We start from the raw sequence: 18,283 nt of genomic DNA, 5'->3' as shown, positions 1-18,283 counted from the left end.
GTGGTCTAAAGACAGGTCAGCCGCTGAAGGCATCCTTGACGTTGCGGCCAGCTTCCTTGGCGTGCTCCCCGGCCTGCTTCGTCCGCGCCTTGCCGGCCTCCGTCGCACCCTCCGCCTGCAACTGCTCGTTGTCGGTCGCGGCGCCGTAGCGCTCCTTCGCCTGGCCCTTGAGTTCGTCGGCCTTATTGCGTGCCTTGTCGGTCATGCCCATGGTCGATCACTCCTCCGGGATAGCGGCCGGCACCGTGTCCGCCCGTGCCTTCCTCAATGCCCAGGTCCGAGCGGATCAAACCAGCAGCGATGCCCGATGGAGGTCTTGTGTCGTTGGCGGGTCGCACACTCTGTACAGCGTCCTAGGATGTCAGCACGGAGGGTCGCGGTGCCGCAGGCAAGATCAACGTCAGGTCAACTTGGGCGGCCGTGACTCGTACGGCGTAGAAAGCACCACTGTGGTCCGTGTCGTCACGTTGGCGGCGGTGCGGATCTCCTGCAACAACCGCTCCAGATCCGCCGGGCTCACCACCCTGACCAGCAGCAGATAGAAGTCCTCCCCCGCCACCGAATAGCAGGAGTCGATCTCGGCCAGATGTGACAGCCGCTCCGGCGCGTCATCGGGCTGGGACGGATCCAGCGGCCGGATCGCGACGAACGCGCTCAACGGCAGACCCACCGCCTCGTACGACACCCGTGCGCTGTAGCCCTTGACGACGCCCCGCTGTTCCAGCCGCCGTACCCGCTGATGCACGGCGGACACCGACAGGCCGACCCGCTCGGCCAGATCGGTGTAGGACACCCGGCCGTCCGTGGTCAACGCGGCGACGATTGCCCGATCGGTCTCCTCCACGGCGAGAAACCTACCGCCGTCGGGTCCCCGGTGCGACAGCGATACCCGTCCGTACGCCAGACCGGACGCCGACGGTGTCAGCCCCGGGCCAACGCACGGGAGATCACCACCCGCTGAATCTGGTTGGTGCCCTCGACGATCTGCAGCACCTTCGCCTCACGCAGGTAGCGCTCGACCGGATTGTCCGAGACGTAGCCGTACCCGCCGAGCACCTGGACCGCGTCCACCGTGACCCGCATCGCGACATCCGTGGCGAACAGTTTCGCCTTCGCCGACTCGGTCGCGTACGGCCGCCCGGCGTCGCGCAACCGCGCCGCCGCCAACGTCATCGCCCGCGCCGCCGAGACCTGGGTGGCCATGTCCGCCAGCATGAACCCCAGACCCTGCAGGTCGATGATCCGACGGCCGAACTGTTCACGCTCACGGGCATGACCCACCGCGTGGTCCAGCGCCGCCTGAGCCAGCCCCACCGCACACGCGGCGATCCCCAGACGCCCCGCCGCCAGCGCCGCCATCGCGACCGCGAAGCCCTGGCCGGCGTCGCCCACCAGCTGGTCCGCCGGCACCCGGGCGTCGTCGAAGATCAACTGGGCGACGGGCGACGACCGCAGCCCCATCGTCCGCTCGGCCTGCTGCGGACACACCCCGGCGGTGCCCGCCGGGATCAACAGGCAGGAGACGCCGTCCCGTCCCGGCCCACCCGTGCGGCAGAACACGTTGTAGAAGTCCGCCACCGCCGCGTGGGTGATCCACGCCTTCGTACCCGACACCACGAGATCGTCGCCGTCGCGGACCGCCCGGGTCGTCAACGCCGCCGCGTCCGACCCGCCCTGCGGCTCGCTGAGGCAGTACGCCCCGAGCAGCTCGCCGCCGAGCATCTCCGGCAACGACTTGCGCTGCCGAGACGTGCCGAACTCGGCCACCGGATAGCAGGACAGCGTATGCACGCTGACCGCCTCGGCGACGGCCAACCAGCGGCTCGCCAGGACCTCCAGCACCTGCAGATAGACCTCGTACGGCTGACCACCCCCGCCGTCGGCCTCGGCGAACGGCAGGCCGAGCAGGCCGGCGCGGCCCAGGGTCCGGATCACCTCGCGAGGAAACTCCCCACGGTGTTCGAAGTCGTCAACCCGACCGGCGAGCTCCCGGTCGGCCAGCTCGGTGGTCAGCTCGATCAGGTCGTGCGCCTCGGGGGTCGGCAGGACACGGTCGATGATCATGACGGCGCTCCAGGGGTGATGAGCGGTTCGGCGCCGATCGTGGTGACGGCCGGCGGTGCCACATCGACACGAAATCAGCTTAACGTTCGTTTGGTAGGTGGTGTCGGCGGCAGTCCCAACGCACCCGACACCACCGCTCTGGTCCAGCCGGCGTCGGTCAGCAACGCGGGATGATCGACGAACTGATCCACCCCGCCCAGCAACGGAAGCCCCCGCAATCCGGCCTCTTCGATCGAACCCCGCAACGCGCGAACGAACCGGCCGGCGTCGAGCACCAGGAACGGCCGGTCGTGAAACGGACGCACCGTCGGCTCCACCGGACCGGCCAGACCGAGACGATTGGTCCGCACCGCCACCAGCTCGTACGCCCGGCACAGCTGTCGTTGCCGGACGCGCGGGTCGACGGCGCCCAGCACGCCGGCGAGCACCGTGGCGAGGCCATCATGGTCGGACGATCCGGCGAAGGCGGTCCCCAACCACTTGCCGTACGGTGGATAACGACGGTCCAGCAGCAGCGTGAGCCGCATCAGGTCACGGACGAGCCGGGCGGCGATCACCCGGCCGCCGACATCGTCGTCCACCTCGCCGCACCGGCCGACGAAAGGCTCCTCGCCCGCTACCCGCGACCAGCCACCGGCCAGCACGTACCGCCAGACGTCAGGTGGATACCAGGCCAACCGGGCACGTCGTACGCCGAGCCCGCCGACCTGGTTCGGGTCGGCCGTGCCGCACGCCGGTCCAGCCGGCAACCCGTCATGGAACACGTCACCGCCGGTGAACTCGGCCAACCGCTGGGTCGGTGCCGCGAGCCAGTCCAGCAGGCCCACGCCGTCCAGCGGATCGAAGCCGAGCGCCCGTCGGCACCAGTCACCCACCTCGAGGACCGTCACCCCGTGCCGGGGTCCGTCGCACGCCGGCACGCCGAGGCTGCGGTCGGCGTCCGGAGCGAACCTGGTCGGCACCCCCTGAAACGTCGCCGGCAGCTCCCGGCCGACCGCGGCCAGCACCTCGTCGACCAGGCCGGCGTCCGCACCGGCCAGCAGGATCTGCACCCGCGGACCCCAGTCATGATCCCGGGACCGGGGTGTGTCGTAGCCGAACAGCTCCGAACCACTGTCCATCCGGGCCGCCGCGTACCGCAACCCCGGGAACCGGGCGGTGAGCACCGGCGCCACCACCTCGTGGTGGAATCGCCGGCTCAGCTCCAGGCCAGGCAGGAAGCTCATGTCGGCAGCCTGCCGCACCAGACCGCGCCGCGCCGGACATCCCGCCGGCTGACGCGGCGGTGTCACCGGTGTATGCGAGGCTCGACGGCGTGACCCGACAACTCCCCCTGCTCGCCGTCGACGCCCCCGGCCTGTACTTCCGGGCCTTCTTCGGCGTGCCCGAGGCCGCTGCCCGTACCGACGCCGGCGAGCCGGTCAACGCGGTACGGGGCTTCCTCGACATGCTGGCCGCACTGATCACCAGACGCCGACCGGGTGCGCTGATCTGCGCGCTCGACCACGACTGGCGCCCCGCCTGGCGGGTCGAGTTGCTGCCCACCTACAAGGCGCACCGGCTGGCACCGGACGGCGGCGAGATCGTGCCCGACAGCCTCAGCGCACAGATCCCGGTGCTGTTGGAGGTACTGGCCGCGCTCGGTGTGCCGGCCATCGGCGCCACCGGCTACGAAGCCGACGACGTGCTGGGCACCCTCGCCACCCGACAGGCCGGTCCGGTCGAGGTGGTCTCCGGTGACCGTGACCTGTTCCAACTCGTCGACGACGACCACCCGGTCCGGCTGCTCTACATCGGCCGGGGCGTGGCCAGGCTGGACGACTGCGACGACGCCGCCGTCCGGGCCCGCTTCGGCGTGCCAGCCGCCGCGTACGCCGATTTCGCGGCGTTGCGCGGCGATCCCAGCGACGGGCTGCCCGGCGTACCCGGGGTCGGCGCCAAGACCGCCGCCCGGCTACTCGAACGTTACGGCGACCTCGCCAGCCTGGTCGCGGCGCTCGACGACCCACATGCTGGCTTCGCTGCCGGACTACGCGCCCGGCTCGCCGCCGCCCACGACTACCTGTCGGTCGCGCCGAGGGTGGTCCGCGTCGCCCGGGACGTGGAGCTGGCCGCCCCACCCGTACGGCTGCCGGCCGCACCGGCCGACTCGCAGGAACTCATGAGACTCGCCGCCCGGTGGAACCTGGCCGGGTCCTGCCGGCGGATGGTCGACGCGATGGCCCGCGACCCGGAACCGGACGCCGCTGACCGCGACCCCGACAAGGCAGTGCCGGACGACGGCGGATCAGGGATTGAAACCGTTGAACCCGCCTGAGCCACTCGGCGTGTTCCGGTCGCTGCCGGCGGTCGAGCCGCTGCGCATCGGGGTGAAGCCGTTCGCTCGTGCCGGCGCGGCCGGTGGCGCCGCCGGCGCCGCCGTGCGCTGCGCGATCCGCGCATCCAGGTACGCCGCCGCCGCCCGGTCCTCCTCGGTGGGGGCGGACAGCACCGCGTACACCAGACCGATCACCACGAGCAGCACCGCCACGCCGATCGGCACCAGCAGGGTCGCCGCCGTGGCGCCGGTGAGCAACCCGGTCGGCTCGTGCAGGTGCACCGACATGGCGGTCATCCCGGTGAAGTGCATCCCGTTGACGGCGACGCCCATCAGCAGCGCCGATCCGGTCATCGCCAGTGGGCGCCGGACGGTGACCGCCAGCCACAGCGCCACGGTCGCCGCGACCACCGCGATCAGGATCGACAGAGCCACGCGGCCCGGGTCGTAGCCGATGTCACCGTGCAGCCGCATCGCGGCCATTCCGGTGTAGTGCATCGCGGCCACTCCCAGCCCGGTGAGCACCCCGCCGGACAGGATCTTCAGCAACGACGGTCGACCGAAGCCGACCAGGAACAGCCCGATCGCGACGGCGGCGATCGCGAGCACCGCGCTGGCGATGGTGATCCCGATGTCGTACCGGATCTGGGTACCCGCCACGGCGAAGCCCAGCATCGCCATGAAGTGCATGGTCCAGATCGCGGTGCCGCCGATGGCGAAGGCGGCGAGCACCAGCCACCAGGTACGCCGCCCCGGGGTGGTCGACTCACGTACCCGTACGGCACAGATCAGTCCCAGGAAGGAACCGAGCACCGACAACGCGTAGCTCAGCGTCGGTGTGATGAAGCCGTACTCGAAATGGTTGATCTCTGCCACGTCCGCCCCCTCAAGCCCCAGCAACCGGCTGGTAAGTCCCCGGGAATGATCGTGAGCAGCCAAAACGCGCTCCGCAAGCGAACGTTCGGTTGTTTCGTCGGACCGTTTTCACATCGTGACGTGTCGGGGCAGCAGATCGCGCGTTTCGACACGATCTGCGTTTGAGCGCCTACTGAGCGTCAGGTGACGATATGGAAGGCCAGCACCCCGCGCTGCAACGCGGTCACCGCCTGTGCCGCGGTCTTCGCCAGCTGCGGTGAGCTGCCCCGCGCCTGGGCCAGTTGTCCGAGCATGTCGGCGACCTGACGTGCCCACCGGACGAAGTCTCCCGCCGGCATCTCCCCGTCCAGGCTGTCCCCGCTGGCCAGCACCTTCGCCAACGGCTCGCCCCGCGCCCACCGGTACACCGGCCAGACGAAGCCCAGATCCGGCTCCCGGGTGGACTCCAGGCCCGCGGCGGCCTCGTCGGCTTCCAGCCCGGCCCAGATCTGCGTGGTGGCGTCCACCGCTTCGGTGACCGCCCCACGCGGCATCGCCGCCCGCTCGTCGACGTCCCGGCGGGCCTCGTACACCAGCACCGAGACGGCAGCGGCCAACTCCGCCGGGCCGAGCCTGTCCCAGATCCCCCCGCGCAGACATTCGGCTACCAGCAGGTCGGTCTCCGTCCAGATCCGGGCCAGCATCCGACCCGCGTCGCTGACCGTACCCTCGGGCGTCAGATAGCCACGATCGGTGAGCAGCCCGCAGACCCGGTCGAAGGTCCGGGTCAACGATCCGGTGCGCCCCGACACCCGGGAACGCAGCTCGTCGGTGTCGCGGGCCAGCCGGCGGCGACGCTCCGCCCACCGGGCGTGCTCCTCCCGGTCCGGACAGCTGTGGCAGGGGTGCCGGCGCAGCTCGGCCCGCAACTGTTCGACCCGATCGTCCGTCCCGTCACCGCCCCCACGGCCCCGGCGACGGCCGCCGTGGCGGGCCAGCCCGGTGCCGGCCACCGCTGCCGCGAGATCCCGGCGGGCCGCCGTGGACCGGTGATTGAAATTCTTGGGCACCCGCACTCGGGCCAGTACCTCGGCCGGCGACGTGAAGTCACTGGCCGCGACCCGGCCCGCCCACCGATCCTGGGTCAGCACCAGTGGCCGAGGCTCGCCGAACCCACCCGTGCTCGGGTCCAGCACCACCGCCAGGCCGGCGCGCCGGCCTGAAGGCACCCGGATGACGTCGCCGACCCGCAACCGCTCCAGCGATTCGGCCGCCGCGGCCCGCCGTTGATGCTGGCTGCGGCGGGCCACCTCACGCTCCCGGTCGGCGATCGCCACCCGCAGGTCGAAGTACTCGTCGAAGTCGCCCAGGTGGCAGCTCACCTCGGCGCCGTACGCCTCGATCGTCTCGGTGTTGTGCTGCACCTGCCGCGCCAGGCCGACCACCGACCGGTCCGCCTGGAACTGGGCGAACGACGACTCCAGCAGCTCACGGGCGGCGTCCGCGCCGACCGAGCCGACCAGGTTGACCGCCATGTTGTACGACGGGCGGAAACTCGACCGCAGCGGGTAGGTACGGGTCGACGCCAGCCCGGCGACGTGCCGCGGGTCGACCTCCGGTGACCAGACCACCACCGCGTGGCCCTCCACGTCGATGCCGCGCCGACCGGCCCGCCCGGTGAGCTGGGTGTACTCGCCCGGTGTCAGATCGACGTGCGCTTCGCCATTGTACTTGACCAGCCGCTCCAGCACCACACACCGGGCCGGCATGTTGATCCCCAGGGCGAGCGTCTCGGTGGCGAACACCGCCTTGATCAGACCCCGGACGAACAGATCCTCGACGACCTCCTTGAACGCCGGCAGCATGCCGGCGTGGTGCGCCGCCAACCCCCGCTCCAGACCCTCGAGCCAGCCCCAGTAGCCGAGCACCGACAGATCCTCCGCCGGCAGGCTGGCCAGCCTCGACTCGGCCACCCGACGGATCTCGACGCGCTCCTCCGGCGTGGTCAACCGCAGCCCGGCCGCCAGGCACTGCGCGACGGCGGCGTCACAGCCGGCCCGGCTGAACACGAACACGATCGCCGGCAGCAGCCCGTCACGGTCGAGCCGCTCGATCACGTCGGCGCGGGCCGGTGGCCGCCAGCGCGGGCCGCGACCACCGGACCGGCCCCAACCGGGCCCCTGCGTACGGCCGTCGCCGAGCTCCAGCCGCCGCAGCATCTCCCGGCTGTACCGCAGCAGCTCAGGATGTACGTCGTGCTTGCGGGCCGCGTCGGCGTCATGGAACAGGTCGAACATCCGCCGGCCCACCAGCATGTGCTGCCACAGAGGTACCGGACGGTGCTCGCTGACCACCACCTCGGTCTCGCCACGGACGGTGACCAGCCAGTCGGCGAACTCCTCCGCGTTGGAGACCGTGGCCGACAGCGACACCAGTGTGACCGATGGCGGGAGATGGATGATCACCTCCTCCCAGACCGCACCCCGGAACCGGTCGGCGAGGTAGTGGACCTCGTCCATCACCACGTACGCGAGCCCGTCGAGGGTGGCCGAGCCGGCGTAGAGCATGTTGCGCAGCACCTCGGTGGTCATCACCACCACCGGCGCGTCGCCGTTGATCGCGTTGTCGCCGGTCAGTAGCCCCACCTGGGCGGCACCGTACCGGGCCACCAGGTCGTGGTACTTCTGGTTGGACAACGCCTTGATCGGGGTGGTGTAGAAGCACTTGCGGCGGACACCGTGCGGGGTCGGCGACCCGCCCCGCAACGCCAGATGGACGGCGAACTCACCGACCACTGTCTTGCCCGCACCGGTCGGGGCGCAGACCAGCACACCGCTGCCCCGTTCGAGAGCCTGGCAGGCCGACCGCTGGAAATCGTCCAGATCGAACCCGAGATCGAGGGCGAACTCCTCGAGCGCGGGAAAGGTGGAGGCCTGCGCGGCCCGGCGGCGCGCCGCTGCGTACCGCTCGGCGGGGCTCGACATACCGCAAGATTAATCACAGCCGACCGGTTACGTCCCACTCAGGGCAACCCGCAGGGCCGCGAGCCCACCTCGGTAGGGTGCATGGGTGCACGAACCACCCGACCGGCCCCGGCTGCGCCCCGTCGAGGCCGTGCTGTTCGATTTCCATGGCACCCTCGCCCAGGTGGAGGACTCCGTCCGGTGGGTGACTCGCAGTGCCGAGGCGTGCGGTGTCACCCTCGACCGGGGCCGGGCCACCGTGCTCGCGGACCGGCTGTTGACCGCCGGCCGGGCCGGCGGACCGCCGCCCCACCGGGTGCCGCCGCCCTTGGCCGAGGTGTGGGCCGACCGTGACCTGTACCCCGAGGCGCACCGGGCGGCGTACACCGGGCTGGCGGCTACCGTCGACAGCGGTGTGACCGGGCTGGCCGACGCCCTCTACGAGCGGCTGCTCGTCCCCGACGGCTGGCTGCCGTACGCGGACACCGCAGCGACGTTGCGCACCCTGCACACCGCCGGGGTGCCGGTGGCGGTGGTCAGCAACGTCGGCTTTGACATCCGGCCGCACTTCGCGGCCTGGGGGCTGGCCGACCTGGTCGACGCCTGGGCACTGTCGTTCGAGGTCGGCCGTTGCAAGCCCGACCCGGCGATCTTCCTACGGGCCTGCGGGATGCTGCGGGCCGACCCGGAACGCACCCTGATGGTCGGCGACACCCCGGCCGACGCCGGCGCGGTACGGGCGGGATGCGCCACCCTGGTCCTGCCGGCGGCCGACGCCGGCCGGGCCAATGGCCTGGCCGCCGTGCTCGACCTGGCCACCGGAGGGCCCGAAACCTGATCGGCTGACGCGGCCCGGGTCGTTGCCGATCCGGCACGTGTCAGCGCAGCAGCCGCAGCGCGCCCGGCACGGCGGTGACCGTCACCGGCAGTGGCCCCAGCCGTTCCCCGTCGGCATAGCCGACCACCCCGGCCGCATCGAGGGTGACCTGGCGGGCACGGAATCCGCGCACCTGCGGGTGGTCAAGGTGACTGCCCCGGTAGACCCGGGGCTTGATCCGGATCAGGGTGCCCCGTCCGACCGGACCGGCGACCACCACGTCGAGCAGCCCGTCCGTCGGATCCGCCGCCGGGCAGACCCGCATCCCACCGCCGTAGCTGGCACAGTTGCCGACCGCGACCAGCACCGCGTCGAGTTCGTACGGTTCGCCGTCGAGCGTCACGCGATAGCGGCGGGCCCGCAGCCGGGCCAGCTCGATCAGGATGGCGAGGTCGTAGCGGCTCGGGCCGGACGGCCACCGCATCCGGTTGGCGCGCTCGTTGACGATCGCGTCGAACCCGGCGGCCAGCACCGCGCCGTACCAGTGGTCCGGCCGGCCCGCCGCGCTGACCCGGGCCAGATCGACCCGATGCTCCCGGCCGGTGCGCAGCGCGTCGGCGATCAGCGTCACCGCCGCGATCGGATCGGTCGGGAAGCCGGTGGCGGCGGCGAAGTCGTTGCCGGTGCCCGTCGGCACCGGCCCCAGCGGGACACCCGTGCCGGCCAACGCCTGCAGTGCCGCGTGCACGGTGCCGTCGCCGCCGACGGTGACCAGCGCGGCCGCCGCACCGGCCACCGCTGCCCGGCAGGCATCCGATGCCTCGGCGGCGCTGCTCGCGGCGAGCAGGTGCACCGGGCGGCCGGTGCCGGCGAGCAGGTCGCAGACCGTCGGCAGCAGTCCGGTGCGCCGGCCCCGGCCGGCCACCGGATTAGCCAGCACCGCGACCGCACCGGCCGGGGTCCCGTCCGGTGCGGTCGCGGTACTCACGTCATGTCGTCGTAGCGACGCTCGATCGGCAACGGCTTCGGCACCGGTTCCGTCGACACGATCGGGGCGGGTGTCTCGGTGCGGTCCGCGACCGACACCGGCTGCGGATCGTCGTCCAGCGGCGACGCCTCGTCGTCGTCGACCCCGGCGTACATCTCCTTGCCCCGGCCGCGCCGCTTGTCGTTGAGGAACGCCACTCCGACCGCGACGAAGTACAGCAGCGCCAGGCACCCGGCCAGCAGGGTCATCCCGAACGGACCCGGGTCCGGCGTGGCGATGGCGGCGAATGCGAAGCAGATGAAAACCACCACCCGCCACCAGCCGAGCAGCTGGCGGGCACTGACCACACCGGTGAAGTTGAGCATCAACAGCACCAGCGGGAACTCGAACGCGACTCCGAACAGCAGGAGCATCGTCGTCACGAACGAGATGTAGCGGGTCACCTCGAGTTGGGTGGACAACCCGGTGACACCCATCTCGAGCAGGAACGCCAGGCCCTTGTCGACCACGAAGTAGGCCAGTGCCGCGCCGGCGACGAACAGCGGCGCCGCGATCGAGACGAAGACGTAGGCCCACTTGCGTTCGTGACGGTGCAACCCGGGCGCGATGAAGGCCCAGAGCTGGTAGAGCCAGACCGGGCCGCCGACGATCAGGCCGATCCAGAGCGCCAGCTTCAGCTTGAGAACGAGGCCGTCCGCCGGTGACAGCTGCAGGAAGTCCCGGCAGCTGCCGTCCGCGGTCACCTCGCCGGTGCCGGGCAGCTTGCAGTACGGCTGCTTGAGTAGATGGTACGCCGGATCCGCCAGGAAGTAACCGACGATCAGACCGAAGACGATCGCCAGCGCGGCCCAGAACAGCCGGGTACGCAGCTCACGGAAGTGCTCGATCAGCGTCATCGAGCCGTCGGAGGCGCGGTCGAACTTGCTCGGACCGCGCCGGCGCAGGGCGAAGCCCACCGGAGGCGACCTCTCCGGTCAGTTCGCGTCGCGGACGCGCTGCGGCTGCTCGGCAGCCGCAGGTGGCTGGTAGCCGGGCTGATGCACGCTGGTCGGCTCGATGATCGGCTCGGCCTGGTACGGCGCGCGGCCGTGCTGGGCGTCGGCCTTCTCGGCGAGGTCCTTGTCGTCGTCGGCCAGGCTCTTGGTCTCGGCCTTGATGATCCGCAGGGAACGGCCGAGTGACCGCGCCGCGTCCGGCAGCCGCTTGGCGCCGAACAGCAGGATCAGCACGACCACGAGGACGGCGATGTGCCACGGTCGCAGGGCATGCATGGCATAGCTCCAGTCGGTGCGTCGGGTGGTGACCTGCCCATCGTACGTGCGTTCGCTGGGTCCGCCACCTGCCAGACCGGGTCAATCTGGCCTGGTCGGTGCAGTCTCAACCACGGTCAACTGACCCGTCAACAACGCGGGTCCCACCGCTTCGGTGCCCACCGCTGGCACTGACTGAACAGGCCAGGTCGGCATGGGCCGCGAGGTCAGCCCGGCCGGCCCGGGCGGGCGAGGGTACGGCGACGCTCGCCCTCGGCCAGGCTGCGTTCCAACGCCTCGACCCGCGACTGCAGCCGCTGCGCCTGCGTCGCCAACGCCTCCACCTGCGCCTGCCGGCGCTGCAGCGCCAGGACCGCCCGGCGCAGGGCCGGCAGGCGCACCAGCACCGCACGGACCGCCAGGACGAGGACCAGCAGGGCGCACCCCGCCACGGCAAGGAGGATCCAGGTCAGCATCCGAGCAGACTATCCGGAACCGGACGGACCCGCTGGGGTGGCGGCGGGGACCGCGTACGCCGCCAACGCGGCCGCCGCCGCGTCATGGACCTCGGCGACCAACTCGGCCGGGGCGACGACCGTCACCTCCGGGCCGAGGCCGAGCACGAACCGCCGAGCCCAGGCCAGGTCCGTCACCCGCAACGTGACCAGCCACTCGCCGTTCGGTTCGGGGCGGACCTCGTCGCACGGGTAGTACTCGGTGATCCACCGGCCACCGCGACCGATCCGCAGGGTGACCGCCGGCAGGTCCGGGGTGGGTTGGAAAGCCGCTTCCCGAGGTTCGTACCGGGACGCCCGCGCAGGTACGACAGCGGCCTCGTCCAGCTCGACCATGGCGTCGATCCGGTCGGCCCGGAACAACCGGACCGCTTCGGCCCGTCGGCACCATGCCTCCAGGTAGCCCCGGCCACCGATCATCAACATCCGGATCGGGTCGACGACCCGCTCGGAGGTCTCGTCGCGGGCAGCCGTGTAGTAGGTGATCCGCACCGCCCGACCGCTCTGCGTCGCCGCCCGCAGCCCGTCCAACCGGGCCACGTCGCCGGGCAGCCCCACCGCGACCGGCGTGCCGGCCACCTCCCCCGCCGCGTCCTCGATCTTGGCCAGCGCCCGCTCGACGGCCTCGCGGCTGGCCAGACCCGGCGTCTCGGCGAGCATCCGCAGCGCCACCACCAGCGCCAGCGCCTCGTCCGGGGTGAGTCGCAGCGGCCGGTCGATCCCGGCGTCGTAGGTGATGGTCACCCGATCACCGTCGAACGCCATGTCGATCAGGTCACCCGGCCCGTAGCCGGGCAGGCCGCACACCCACAGCAGTTCCAGATCCTCCCGCAGCTGACGGCCGGTCGTGCCCAGGTCCGCAGCGGCCTGGGCGATGTCCACGCCCGGTCGGGCGAGCAGGTACGGCACCAGGTTCAGCAGCCGGGCGAGCCGGTCGGCCGACGCCCGTGACCCGGTCGACTTCGTCGTGGTCACGCAGGTGCCTCCGGTTCGTGTGCCGCGACGATTTCCTTCAGCCGTTGGATCACCAGTTCGCGTACCTCCGGTGGGTCGAGCACCCGCACGTCCGCGCCGTAGCCGGCCAACTGCCCGGCGAGGCCTTCCGCCTCGGCGTACCGCAGCGTCAGCCGGTCGCCGTCCGGACCGGTGGCGCAGGTCTCCGCCGAACGGCGTAGCCCCGCGGCCCGGCCCGGCCGGGCCAGCACGGTGGCCAGCCCGGTGCGCTCCACCGGACCGGACCAGCGCGCGACGTGACTCAGCAGGTCGACGTCGGCAGGTGGGGTGTAGTCACCGGGCCGGCCGGTGACACGCACCGGACCGACGACCCGGGACAGCCGGAAGCAGCGGGTCGCCTGCCGGTCCCGGTCGTGCCCAACGACGTACCAGCGGCCCCGCCAGCAGGCCACCCCCCAGGGCTGCACCCGGCGGTGGGTGGGCGCGTCGCCGCTGGGTACCCGGTAGTCGAAGCTGACCGGCCGCCGGTCGCGGGCGGCGGCCGTGAGCGCGGCGAACGCCGGGTCCACGGTCACCACCGGCTCCACTCCGAGAGTGGCGTGCGGATCCACGTCGACACCGGCGGCACGCAGCTTGGCCAGCCCGGACGATGCGGCAGCGGCCAGGCCGGCGTGCTGCCACAGCCGCGCCGCGATCCCGACCGCGGCGGCCTCCTGCGGCTCCAACGGAATGTCGGGCAGCGCGTAGTCGCGGCGGGCGATCCGGTAGCCGGGCTCGCTGTCGAAGGCGCTGGCCGTGCCGGTCTCCAGCGGTACGCCGAGTTCTCGCAGCTCAGCCTTGTCGCGTTCGAACTTGCGCTGGAACGCTTCGTGGTCACGGCCGTCGGTCGGATCGTGTTCGTAGCCGGGTACGGTCGCGGCGATCTGCGCGGCGGTCAGGAACCGCCGCGTCGACAACAGGCAGATCACCAGATTGACCAGGCGCTCGGTCCGGTTGCGGGACACGGCACGACGCTAGCAGTGTCGGCGCGGCACCGAAGGCCCGCCCGGCTGGCGTCGCGCCGTGTTGGTTACCGTGCCCGACATGGTGCGATGGCGTAGTGGCACGGTGACCGGAATCCGGCGACGCTGGCGGGACGCGGTCGAGTTGGACGTCGCGATCGACGACGGGCCGACCCGGGCACTGGCCTATCCGCGACTCGTCGGCGAACCCGAGCCCGGCGACCGGGTGCTGCTCAACGTCGGAGCGCTGCTGATGGGGCTGGGTACCGGCGGGTACGCGCTGGTGGTGGCGATCCCGGACCGGCTACCGGTCGACCCGCCGGGCGGCGCCGACCGCGACGACGGGCACCTGGTGAAGGCACGCTACACCCCACTGCAGGCCATCGTCTGCGGGGTCGACGAGGAGGCCTCGCCGCACCGGCGGGTACTCGCCGAGGCCGAGGACCTGACCGGCATGCCGGTGGTCACCGCCGACCTGCACTCGGCGCTGCCGGCGATCGTCGTCGGGGCGCTCGCCGACCGGCCCGGGCTGCGGATCGCGTACGTGATGACCGACGGTGGCGCACTGCCGGCCGGATTCTCCCGCACGCTCGCCGGACTGGCCGCGACGATCGTGGGCACGGTCACCGTCGGACAGTGTTTCGGCGGCGATCTGGAGGCCACCACCACCCACAGCGGACTGCTGGCGGCCCGGCACGTGTTGCACGCCGACGTGACGGTGCTCTGCCAGGGCCCCGGGAACCTGGGCACCGGCACCCGGTGGGGATTCTCCGGCGTCGCGGTCGGTGAGGCGGTCAACGCCGCCGCGGTACTCGGGGGCCGACCGATCGGCGCGCTACGGATCTCCGCCGCCGACCCACGGCCCCGCCACCGCGGCGTGTCGCACCACAGCGTGACCGCGTACGGCCGGGTGGCGCTGACACCGGCCGACCTGGTGGTGCCGACGGAGCTGCCGGCGCAGATCGCCGCCGAGGTCGACGCCGCGCTGGCGGGGCTGGCCGCGCCGGTGGGGCGCCACCGGGTGGTACGGGTGGCGACGGACGGCCTGGACGCGGCGCTGCGGGCCAGCCCGGTGCCGCTGCGCACGATGGGTCGGGATCTCGCCGGCGACCACGCCTACTTCGTGGCCTGCGCGGCGGCTGGACGCTACGCGGCGACGCTGGTCGACCGGACGGGCACCCGCGAAGGGTGACCGGCCGGCGGCGGTCAGCTGACGATGATCAGGACGGCCCAGGCCGCCAGGATCAGACCGAGCGCCGTGGCCAGCACCCAGGTCGGCACGGTGTACTCGCCACGCCGGTTGCGGGCGATCTCCTCGGCGATCTTGGTGCGACGGCGCTCCAGCCAGGTCTCCGACTTCGGAAACGGGCTCCACGGCTGACCGCCGGGCCCCTGATGCCCAACGGCAGGCGGATCGACACCAGGCTCGCCGGTGCGGGCTTCAGGGTCGCGGGATGAGTCAGCCATAACGCCGCGAGCGTACCGTCACATGCTGGCGATCAGTCGCTCCACCCGTTCGTCGTAGGCCCGGAACGGGTCCTTGCACAGCACCGTCCGCTGCGCCTGGTCGTTCAGCTTCAGGTGCACCCAGTCGACGGTGAAGTCGCGCCGCTTCTCCTGGGCGTGGCGGATGAACTCGCCACGCAACCGGGCCCGGGTGGTCTGTGGCGGTGTCTCCTTCGCCTCGAAGATCTCCAGGTTGCTGGCGATCCGGTCGACCTCGCCACGCCGTTCGAGCAACGCGTACAGCCCACGACCACGCCGCAGGTCGTGGTAGGCGAGGTCCAGCTGGGCGACCCGCGGATGCGACAGCGGCAGGTCGTGCTTGCGCTGGTAGCGCTCGATCAGCTTCAACTTCGTCACCCAGTCGATTTCCCGGGCGACCGGGTCCAGGTCGCCGGACTCCACCGCGCTCAACACCCGGCCCCACAGCTCGACCACCCGTTTCGCGGTCTGGTCGCCACCGCGACGCTCGACGAACTCGGTCGCCCGGGCCAGGTACTCCTGCTGGATCTCCAACGCGCTGACTTCCTTGTTGGAGGCGAGCCGGATCTTGCGTCGACCGGTGATGTCGTGCGACACCTCCCGGATCGCCCGGATCGGGTTCTCCAGCGAGAGATCCCGCATCACGACCCCTGCCTCGATCATCCGCAGGACGATGTCCGCGCTACCGACTTTCAGCAGGGTCGTCACTTCGTTCATGTTGGAGTCGCCGACGATGACGTGCAGCCGGCGGTACCGCTCGGCGTCGGCGTGCGGTTCGTCGCGGGTGTTGATGATCGGCCGGGACCGGGTCGTCGCCGACGACACGCCCTCCCAGATGTGCTCGGCCCGTTGTGACAGGCAGTACACCGCGCCACGAGGCGTCTGCAGCACCTTGCCGGCGCCACAGATCAACTGCCGGGTGACCAGGAACGGGATCAGCACGTCGGCCAGCCGGCCGAACTCGCCGTGCCGGGAGACGAGGTAGTTCTCGTGACAGCCGTACGAGTTTCCGGCCGAATCGGTGTTGTTCTTGAACAGGTAGATCTCGCCGGCGATCCCCTCGTCGTGCAGCCGCTTCTCCGCGTCGATCAGCAGGCCTTCCAGGATCCGCTCACCGGCCCGGTCATGGGCTACCAGGTCGGTGACCGAGTCGCACTCCGGGGTGGCGTACTCCGGGTGCGACCCGACATCGAGGTAGAGCCGGGCACCGTTGCGGAGAAAGACGTTGCTGGACCGCCCCCAGGAGACCACCCGGCGGAACAGGTAGCGCGCCACCTCGTCCGGCGACAACCGTCGCTGGCCACGGTAGGTGCAGGTGACACCGTACTCGGTCTCGAGCCCGAAGATTCGCCGTTCCATGACCAGACATTAGCCGCCCGGGACGGTCCGTGGTCAGTCTCGGACGACCTGTCGGGCGATGTTCGTCCGACGACGGCGCCGGGGATGCCCGACAGATCCCGGTTCGCGCTGGGTCACTCCTGCGGAGCGTACGGTAGTTCTCCGGCATCCAGCCGCGCCCCGAAGTCGCGACAACGCTGGTAGTCCGGCAGCAGACCTCCGGCGCGCACTGTGGCCAGCGTCGGAGCGGCGTCGTCGCGCGCGGACAACTGCGGTGCCCCGACCGGCCACTCGATGGCCAGGTCCGGATCACATGGATGCACCGCGTGTTCGGCCTGCGGGTTGTACACGGTCGAGCAGAGATAGCTCAGGGTGGCGTCGTCGGTCATCGCGCAGAAGCCGTGTCCGAGACCTTCGCTGAGGTAGACCGCGCGCCGGTCCACGTCGTCCAGTTCGACCGCCGCCCAGCTGCCGAACGTCGGTGATCCGACCCGCAGATCCACGATCACGTCGACCACCGCCCCACGCACACAGGTGACGTACTTGGCCTGCCCGGGCGGCACGTCGGCGAAGTGGATGCCACGGACCACGCCCCGCTGGGACACCGACAGGTTGCCCTGGGCCAGCCGCAGCGGATGGCCCACCGCCTGCGTCAGCTGGTCGACCCGGTACCACTCCATGAACAGTCCACGCGGATCACCGTGCTGCTGCGGGGTGATCTCCCACGCGCCCTGGATCTCCAGTTCCCGAATTTTCATCCGACCTCCTCGCCGACGTCGACCGGGTCCGGCCGCCGGTCGTACCGATCGTCCAGCAGCCCCTGCAGATAGCCGCCGTATCCGCTCTTGGCCAGCGGCTCGGCCAGCGCTCGCAGCTGGTTGTCGTCGATGAGCCCGGCCCGCCAGGCGACCTCCTCGATACAGCCGATCTTCATGCCCTGACGTTCCTCGATGACCCGGACGAACTCCGCCGCCTGCATCATCGAGGTGAAGGTTCCGGTGTCCAGCCAGGCGGTCCCCCGGTCCAGCACCGTCACCGACAGCTGCCCGGCCCGCCGGTACGCCTCGTTGACGGCGGTGATCTCCAGCTCCCCGCGTGCGCTGGGCGTCAGATCAGCGGCGATCTCGACCACCCGGTTGTCGTAGAAGTACAGCCCCGGCACCGCGTACCGCGACCGCGGCCGTAGTGGCTTCTCCTCGATCGACAACACCCGACCGTCGGCGTCGAAGTCGACCACGCCGTACTCCTGCGGGTTCGCCACCTGGTAGGCGAAGATCAGGCCGCCGTCGAGGCGACCGTGGTCGGACAGCTGCCGACCCAGTCCGACACCGTGGAAGATGTTGTCGCCGAGGATCAGCGCGACCGCCTCGTCTCCGATGAAGTCCGCGCCCAGCACGAACGCCTGCGCGATTCCTTCCGGCCGCGGCTGCGCCCGGTAGGCCAACCGCAGCCCGAACTGCGAGCCGTCGCCGAGCAACCGCTGGAACTGCGGTTGGTCCTCCGGCGTGGTCACGACCAGGATCTCCCGGACGCCGGACATGACGAGGGTGGAGAGCGGATAGTAGATCATCGGCTTGTCGAAGACCGGCATGAGCTGCTTCGACACCGCGCGGGTGATCGGCCACAGCCGCGACCCGGTGCCACCGGCAAGGAGGATTCCACGCACGGCGGGAGCCTACCGGGCGTGACGGCCACCGACCGGCCATCGCGAGGGGTGGCGGCAGGATCGGTACCTT

At 71.3% G+C, this 18,283-nt stretch carries 18 protein-coding genes and 1 pseudogene; 3 read left to right on the top strand and 16 right to left on the bottom strand.

The window, feature by feature from the left end:
- Window positions 1–16: 16 nt before the first annotated feature.
- The 4 genes from ACFHVL_RS07190 to ACFHVL_RS07175 all read right to left on the bottom strand — a co-directional run bounded on the left by ACFHVL_RS07190 (window position 17) and on the right by ACFHVL_RS07175 (window position 3,290).
- The gene (locus ACFHVL_RS07190; RefSeq protein WP_326553672.1) at window positions 17–211 is read right to left on the bottom strand and encodes a CsbD family protein; all 195 of its coding nucleotides are present in this window, start codon (window positions 209–211) and stop codon (window positions 17–19) included.
- Window positions 212–400: 189 nt separating this feature from the next.
- A complete protein-coding gene (locus ACFHVL_RS07185; protein WP_326553673.1) occupies window positions 401–844 on the bottom strand; it encodes an Lrp/AsnC family transcriptional regulator in 444 nt (147 codons plus the stop codon).
- 77 nt (window positions 845–921) lie between these two features.
- The gene (locus tag ACFHVL_RS07180) at window positions 922–2,064 is read right to left on the bottom strand and encodes an acyl-CoA dehydrogenase family protein (RefSeq protein ID WP_416626375.1); all 1,143 of its coding nucleotides are present in this window, start codon (window positions 2,062–2,064) and stop codon (window positions 922–924) included.
- Between the two features lie 74 nt (window positions 2,065–2,138).
- Window positions 2,139–3,290, bottom strand: coding sequence for a DUF4037 domain-containing protein (locus ACFHVL_RS07175; RefSeq protein ID WP_416626373.1), 1,152 nt, complete (start codon window positions 3,288–3,290; stop codon window positions 2,139–2,141).
- A gap of 59 nt (window positions 3,291–3,349) precedes the next feature.
- Between ACFHVL_RS07175 and ACFHVL_RS07170 the strand changes: the two are divergent.
- Window positions 3,350–4,288 (top strand): annotated as a pseudogene (locus ACFHVL_RS07170) (5'-3' exonuclease); the annotation flags it as partial.
- Window positions 4,289–4,351: 63 nt separating this feature from the next.
- On the opposite strand, the gene ACFHVL_RS07165 reads toward ACFHVL_RS07170, so the two are convergent.
- A complete protein-coding gene (locus ACFHVL_RS07165) occupies window positions 4,352–5,257 on the bottom strand; it encodes an MHYT domain-containing protein (protein WP_416626371.1) in 906 nt (301 codons plus the stop codon).
- Between the two features lie 179 nt (window positions 5,258–5,436).
- The gene (locus tag ACFHVL_RS07160; RefSeq protein ID WP_416626370.1) at window positions 5,437–8,220 is read right to left on the bottom strand and encodes a DEAD/DEAH box helicase; all 2,784 of its coding nucleotides are present in this window, start codon (window positions 8,218–8,220) and stop codon (window positions 5,437–5,439) included.
- Window positions 8,221–8,305: 85 nt separating this feature from the next.
- Between ACFHVL_RS07160 and ACFHVL_RS07155 the strand changes: the two genes are divergently transcribed.
- On the top strand, window positions 8,306–9,037 hold the full coding sequence (locus ACFHVL_RS07155) for an HAD family hydrolase (RefSeq protein WP_416626368.1): 732 nt from the start codon (window positions 8,306–8,308) through the stop codon (window positions 9,035–9,037).
- 40 nt (window positions 9,038–9,077) lie between these two features.
- Here ACFHVL_RS07155 and ACFHVL_RS07150 read toward each other — a convergent pair whose 3' ends face one another.
- From ACFHVL_RS07150 to ACFHVL_RS07125, 6 genes are all read right to left on the bottom strand, one after another.
- A complete protein-coding gene (locus ACFHVL_RS07150; protein ID WP_416626366.1) occupies window positions 9,078–10,004 on the bottom strand; it encodes a diacylglycerol kinase family protein in 927 nt (308 codons plus the stop codon).
- Window positions 10,001–10,960 (bottom strand): twin-arginine translocase subunit TatC, encoded by a 960-nt coding sequence (gene tatC, locus ACFHVL_RS07145; RefSeq protein ID WP_416626364.1) that lies wholly within the window; start codon window positions 10,958–10,960, stop codon window positions 10,001–10,003. Before tatC ends, ACFHVL_RS07150 begins: the two co-directional genes overlap by 4 nt.
- 18 nt (window positions 10,961–10,978) lie before the next feature.
- The gene (gene tatA / locus ACFHVL_RS07140; RefSeq protein WP_326553682.1) at window positions 10,979–11,275 is read right to left on the bottom strand and encodes a Sec-independent protein translocase subunit TatA; all 297 of its coding nucleotides are present in this window, start codon (window positions 11,273–11,275) and stop codon (window positions 10,979–10,981) included.
- A 206-nt stretch (window positions 11,276–11,481) separates the two neighbouring features.
- A complete protein-coding gene (locus ACFHVL_RS07135) occupies window positions 11,482–11,730 on the bottom strand; it encodes a hypothetical protein (protein WP_416626362.1) in 249 nt (82 codons plus the stop codon).
- 9 nt (window positions 11,731–11,739) lie between these two features.
- Window positions 11,740–12,744 carry a helix-turn-helix transcriptional regulator gene (locus ACFHVL_RS07130; RefSeq protein ID WP_416626360.1) on the bottom strand — a complete coding sequence of 335 codons (1,005 nt, stop codon included), beginning with the start codon at window positions 12,742–12,744 and terminating at the stop codon, window positions 11,740–11,742.
- Complete coding sequence (locus ACFHVL_RS07125) at window positions 12,741–13,727, bottom strand: helix-turn-helix transcriptional regulator (protein ID WP_416626359.1); 987 nt, start codon at window positions 13,725–13,727, stop codon at window positions 12,741–12,743. The genes ACFHVL_RS07130 and ACFHVL_RS07125 overlap by 4 nt, the downstream gene beginning before the upstream one ends.
- 79 nt (window positions 13,728–13,806) lie before the next feature.
- On the opposite strand from ACFHVL_RS07125, the gene ACFHVL_RS07120 reads away from it, so the two are divergent.
- Window positions 13,807–14,916: a DUF3866 family protein gene (locus tag ACFHVL_RS07120; RefSeq protein ID WP_416626357.1), complete on the top strand. Its 1,110-nt coding sequence runs from the start codon at window positions 13,807–13,809 to the stop codon at window positions 14,914–14,916.
- A 14-nt stretch (window positions 14,917–14,930) separates the two neighbouring features.
- Here the strand turns inward: ACFHVL_RS07120 and ACFHVL_RS07115 are convergent, their stop codons facing one another.
- The 4 genes from ACFHVL_RS07115 to rfbA form a co-directional block, all read right to left on the bottom strand.
- Complete coding sequence (locus ACFHVL_RS07115; protein ID WP_416626453.1) at window positions 14,931–15,191, bottom strand: hypothetical protein; 261 nt, start codon at window positions 15,189–15,191, stop codon at window positions 14,931–14,933.
- Between the two features lie 18 nt (window positions 15,192–15,209).
- Window positions 15,210–16,568 (bottom strand): Pup--protein ligase, encoded by a 1,359-nt coding sequence (gene pafA, locus ACFHVL_RS07110; protein ID WP_416626355.1) that lies wholly within the window; start codon window positions 16,566–16,568, stop codon window positions 15,210–15,212.
- 113 nt (window positions 16,569–16,681) lie between these two features.
- Window positions 16,682–17,305: a dTDP-4-dehydrorhamnose 3,5-epimerase gene (rfbC, locus tag ACFHVL_RS07105; protein WP_416626354.1), complete on the bottom strand. Its 624-nt coding sequence runs from the start codon at window positions 17,303–17,305 to the stop codon at window positions 16,682–16,684.
- Window positions 17,302–18,213 carry a glucose-1-phosphate thymidylyltransferase RfbA gene (gene rfbA, locus ACFHVL_RS07100; protein ID WP_416626352.1) on the bottom strand — a complete coding sequence of 304 codons (912 nt, stop codon included), beginning with the start codon at window positions 18,211–18,213 and terminating at the stop codon, window positions 17,302–17,304. Before rfbA ends, rfbC begins: the two co-directional genes overlap by 4 nt.
- Window positions 18,214–18,283 lie beyond the last annotated feature (70 nt).

The organism is Micromonospora sp. LOL_023 (assembly GCF_048060115.1).
Lineage (GTDB): Bacteria > Actinomycetota > Actinomycetes > Mycobacteriales > Micromonosporaceae > Micromonospora_E.
Note: the sequence above shows the minus strand (reverse complement) of the source record. Positions and strands in the feature narration are given on the sequence as shown.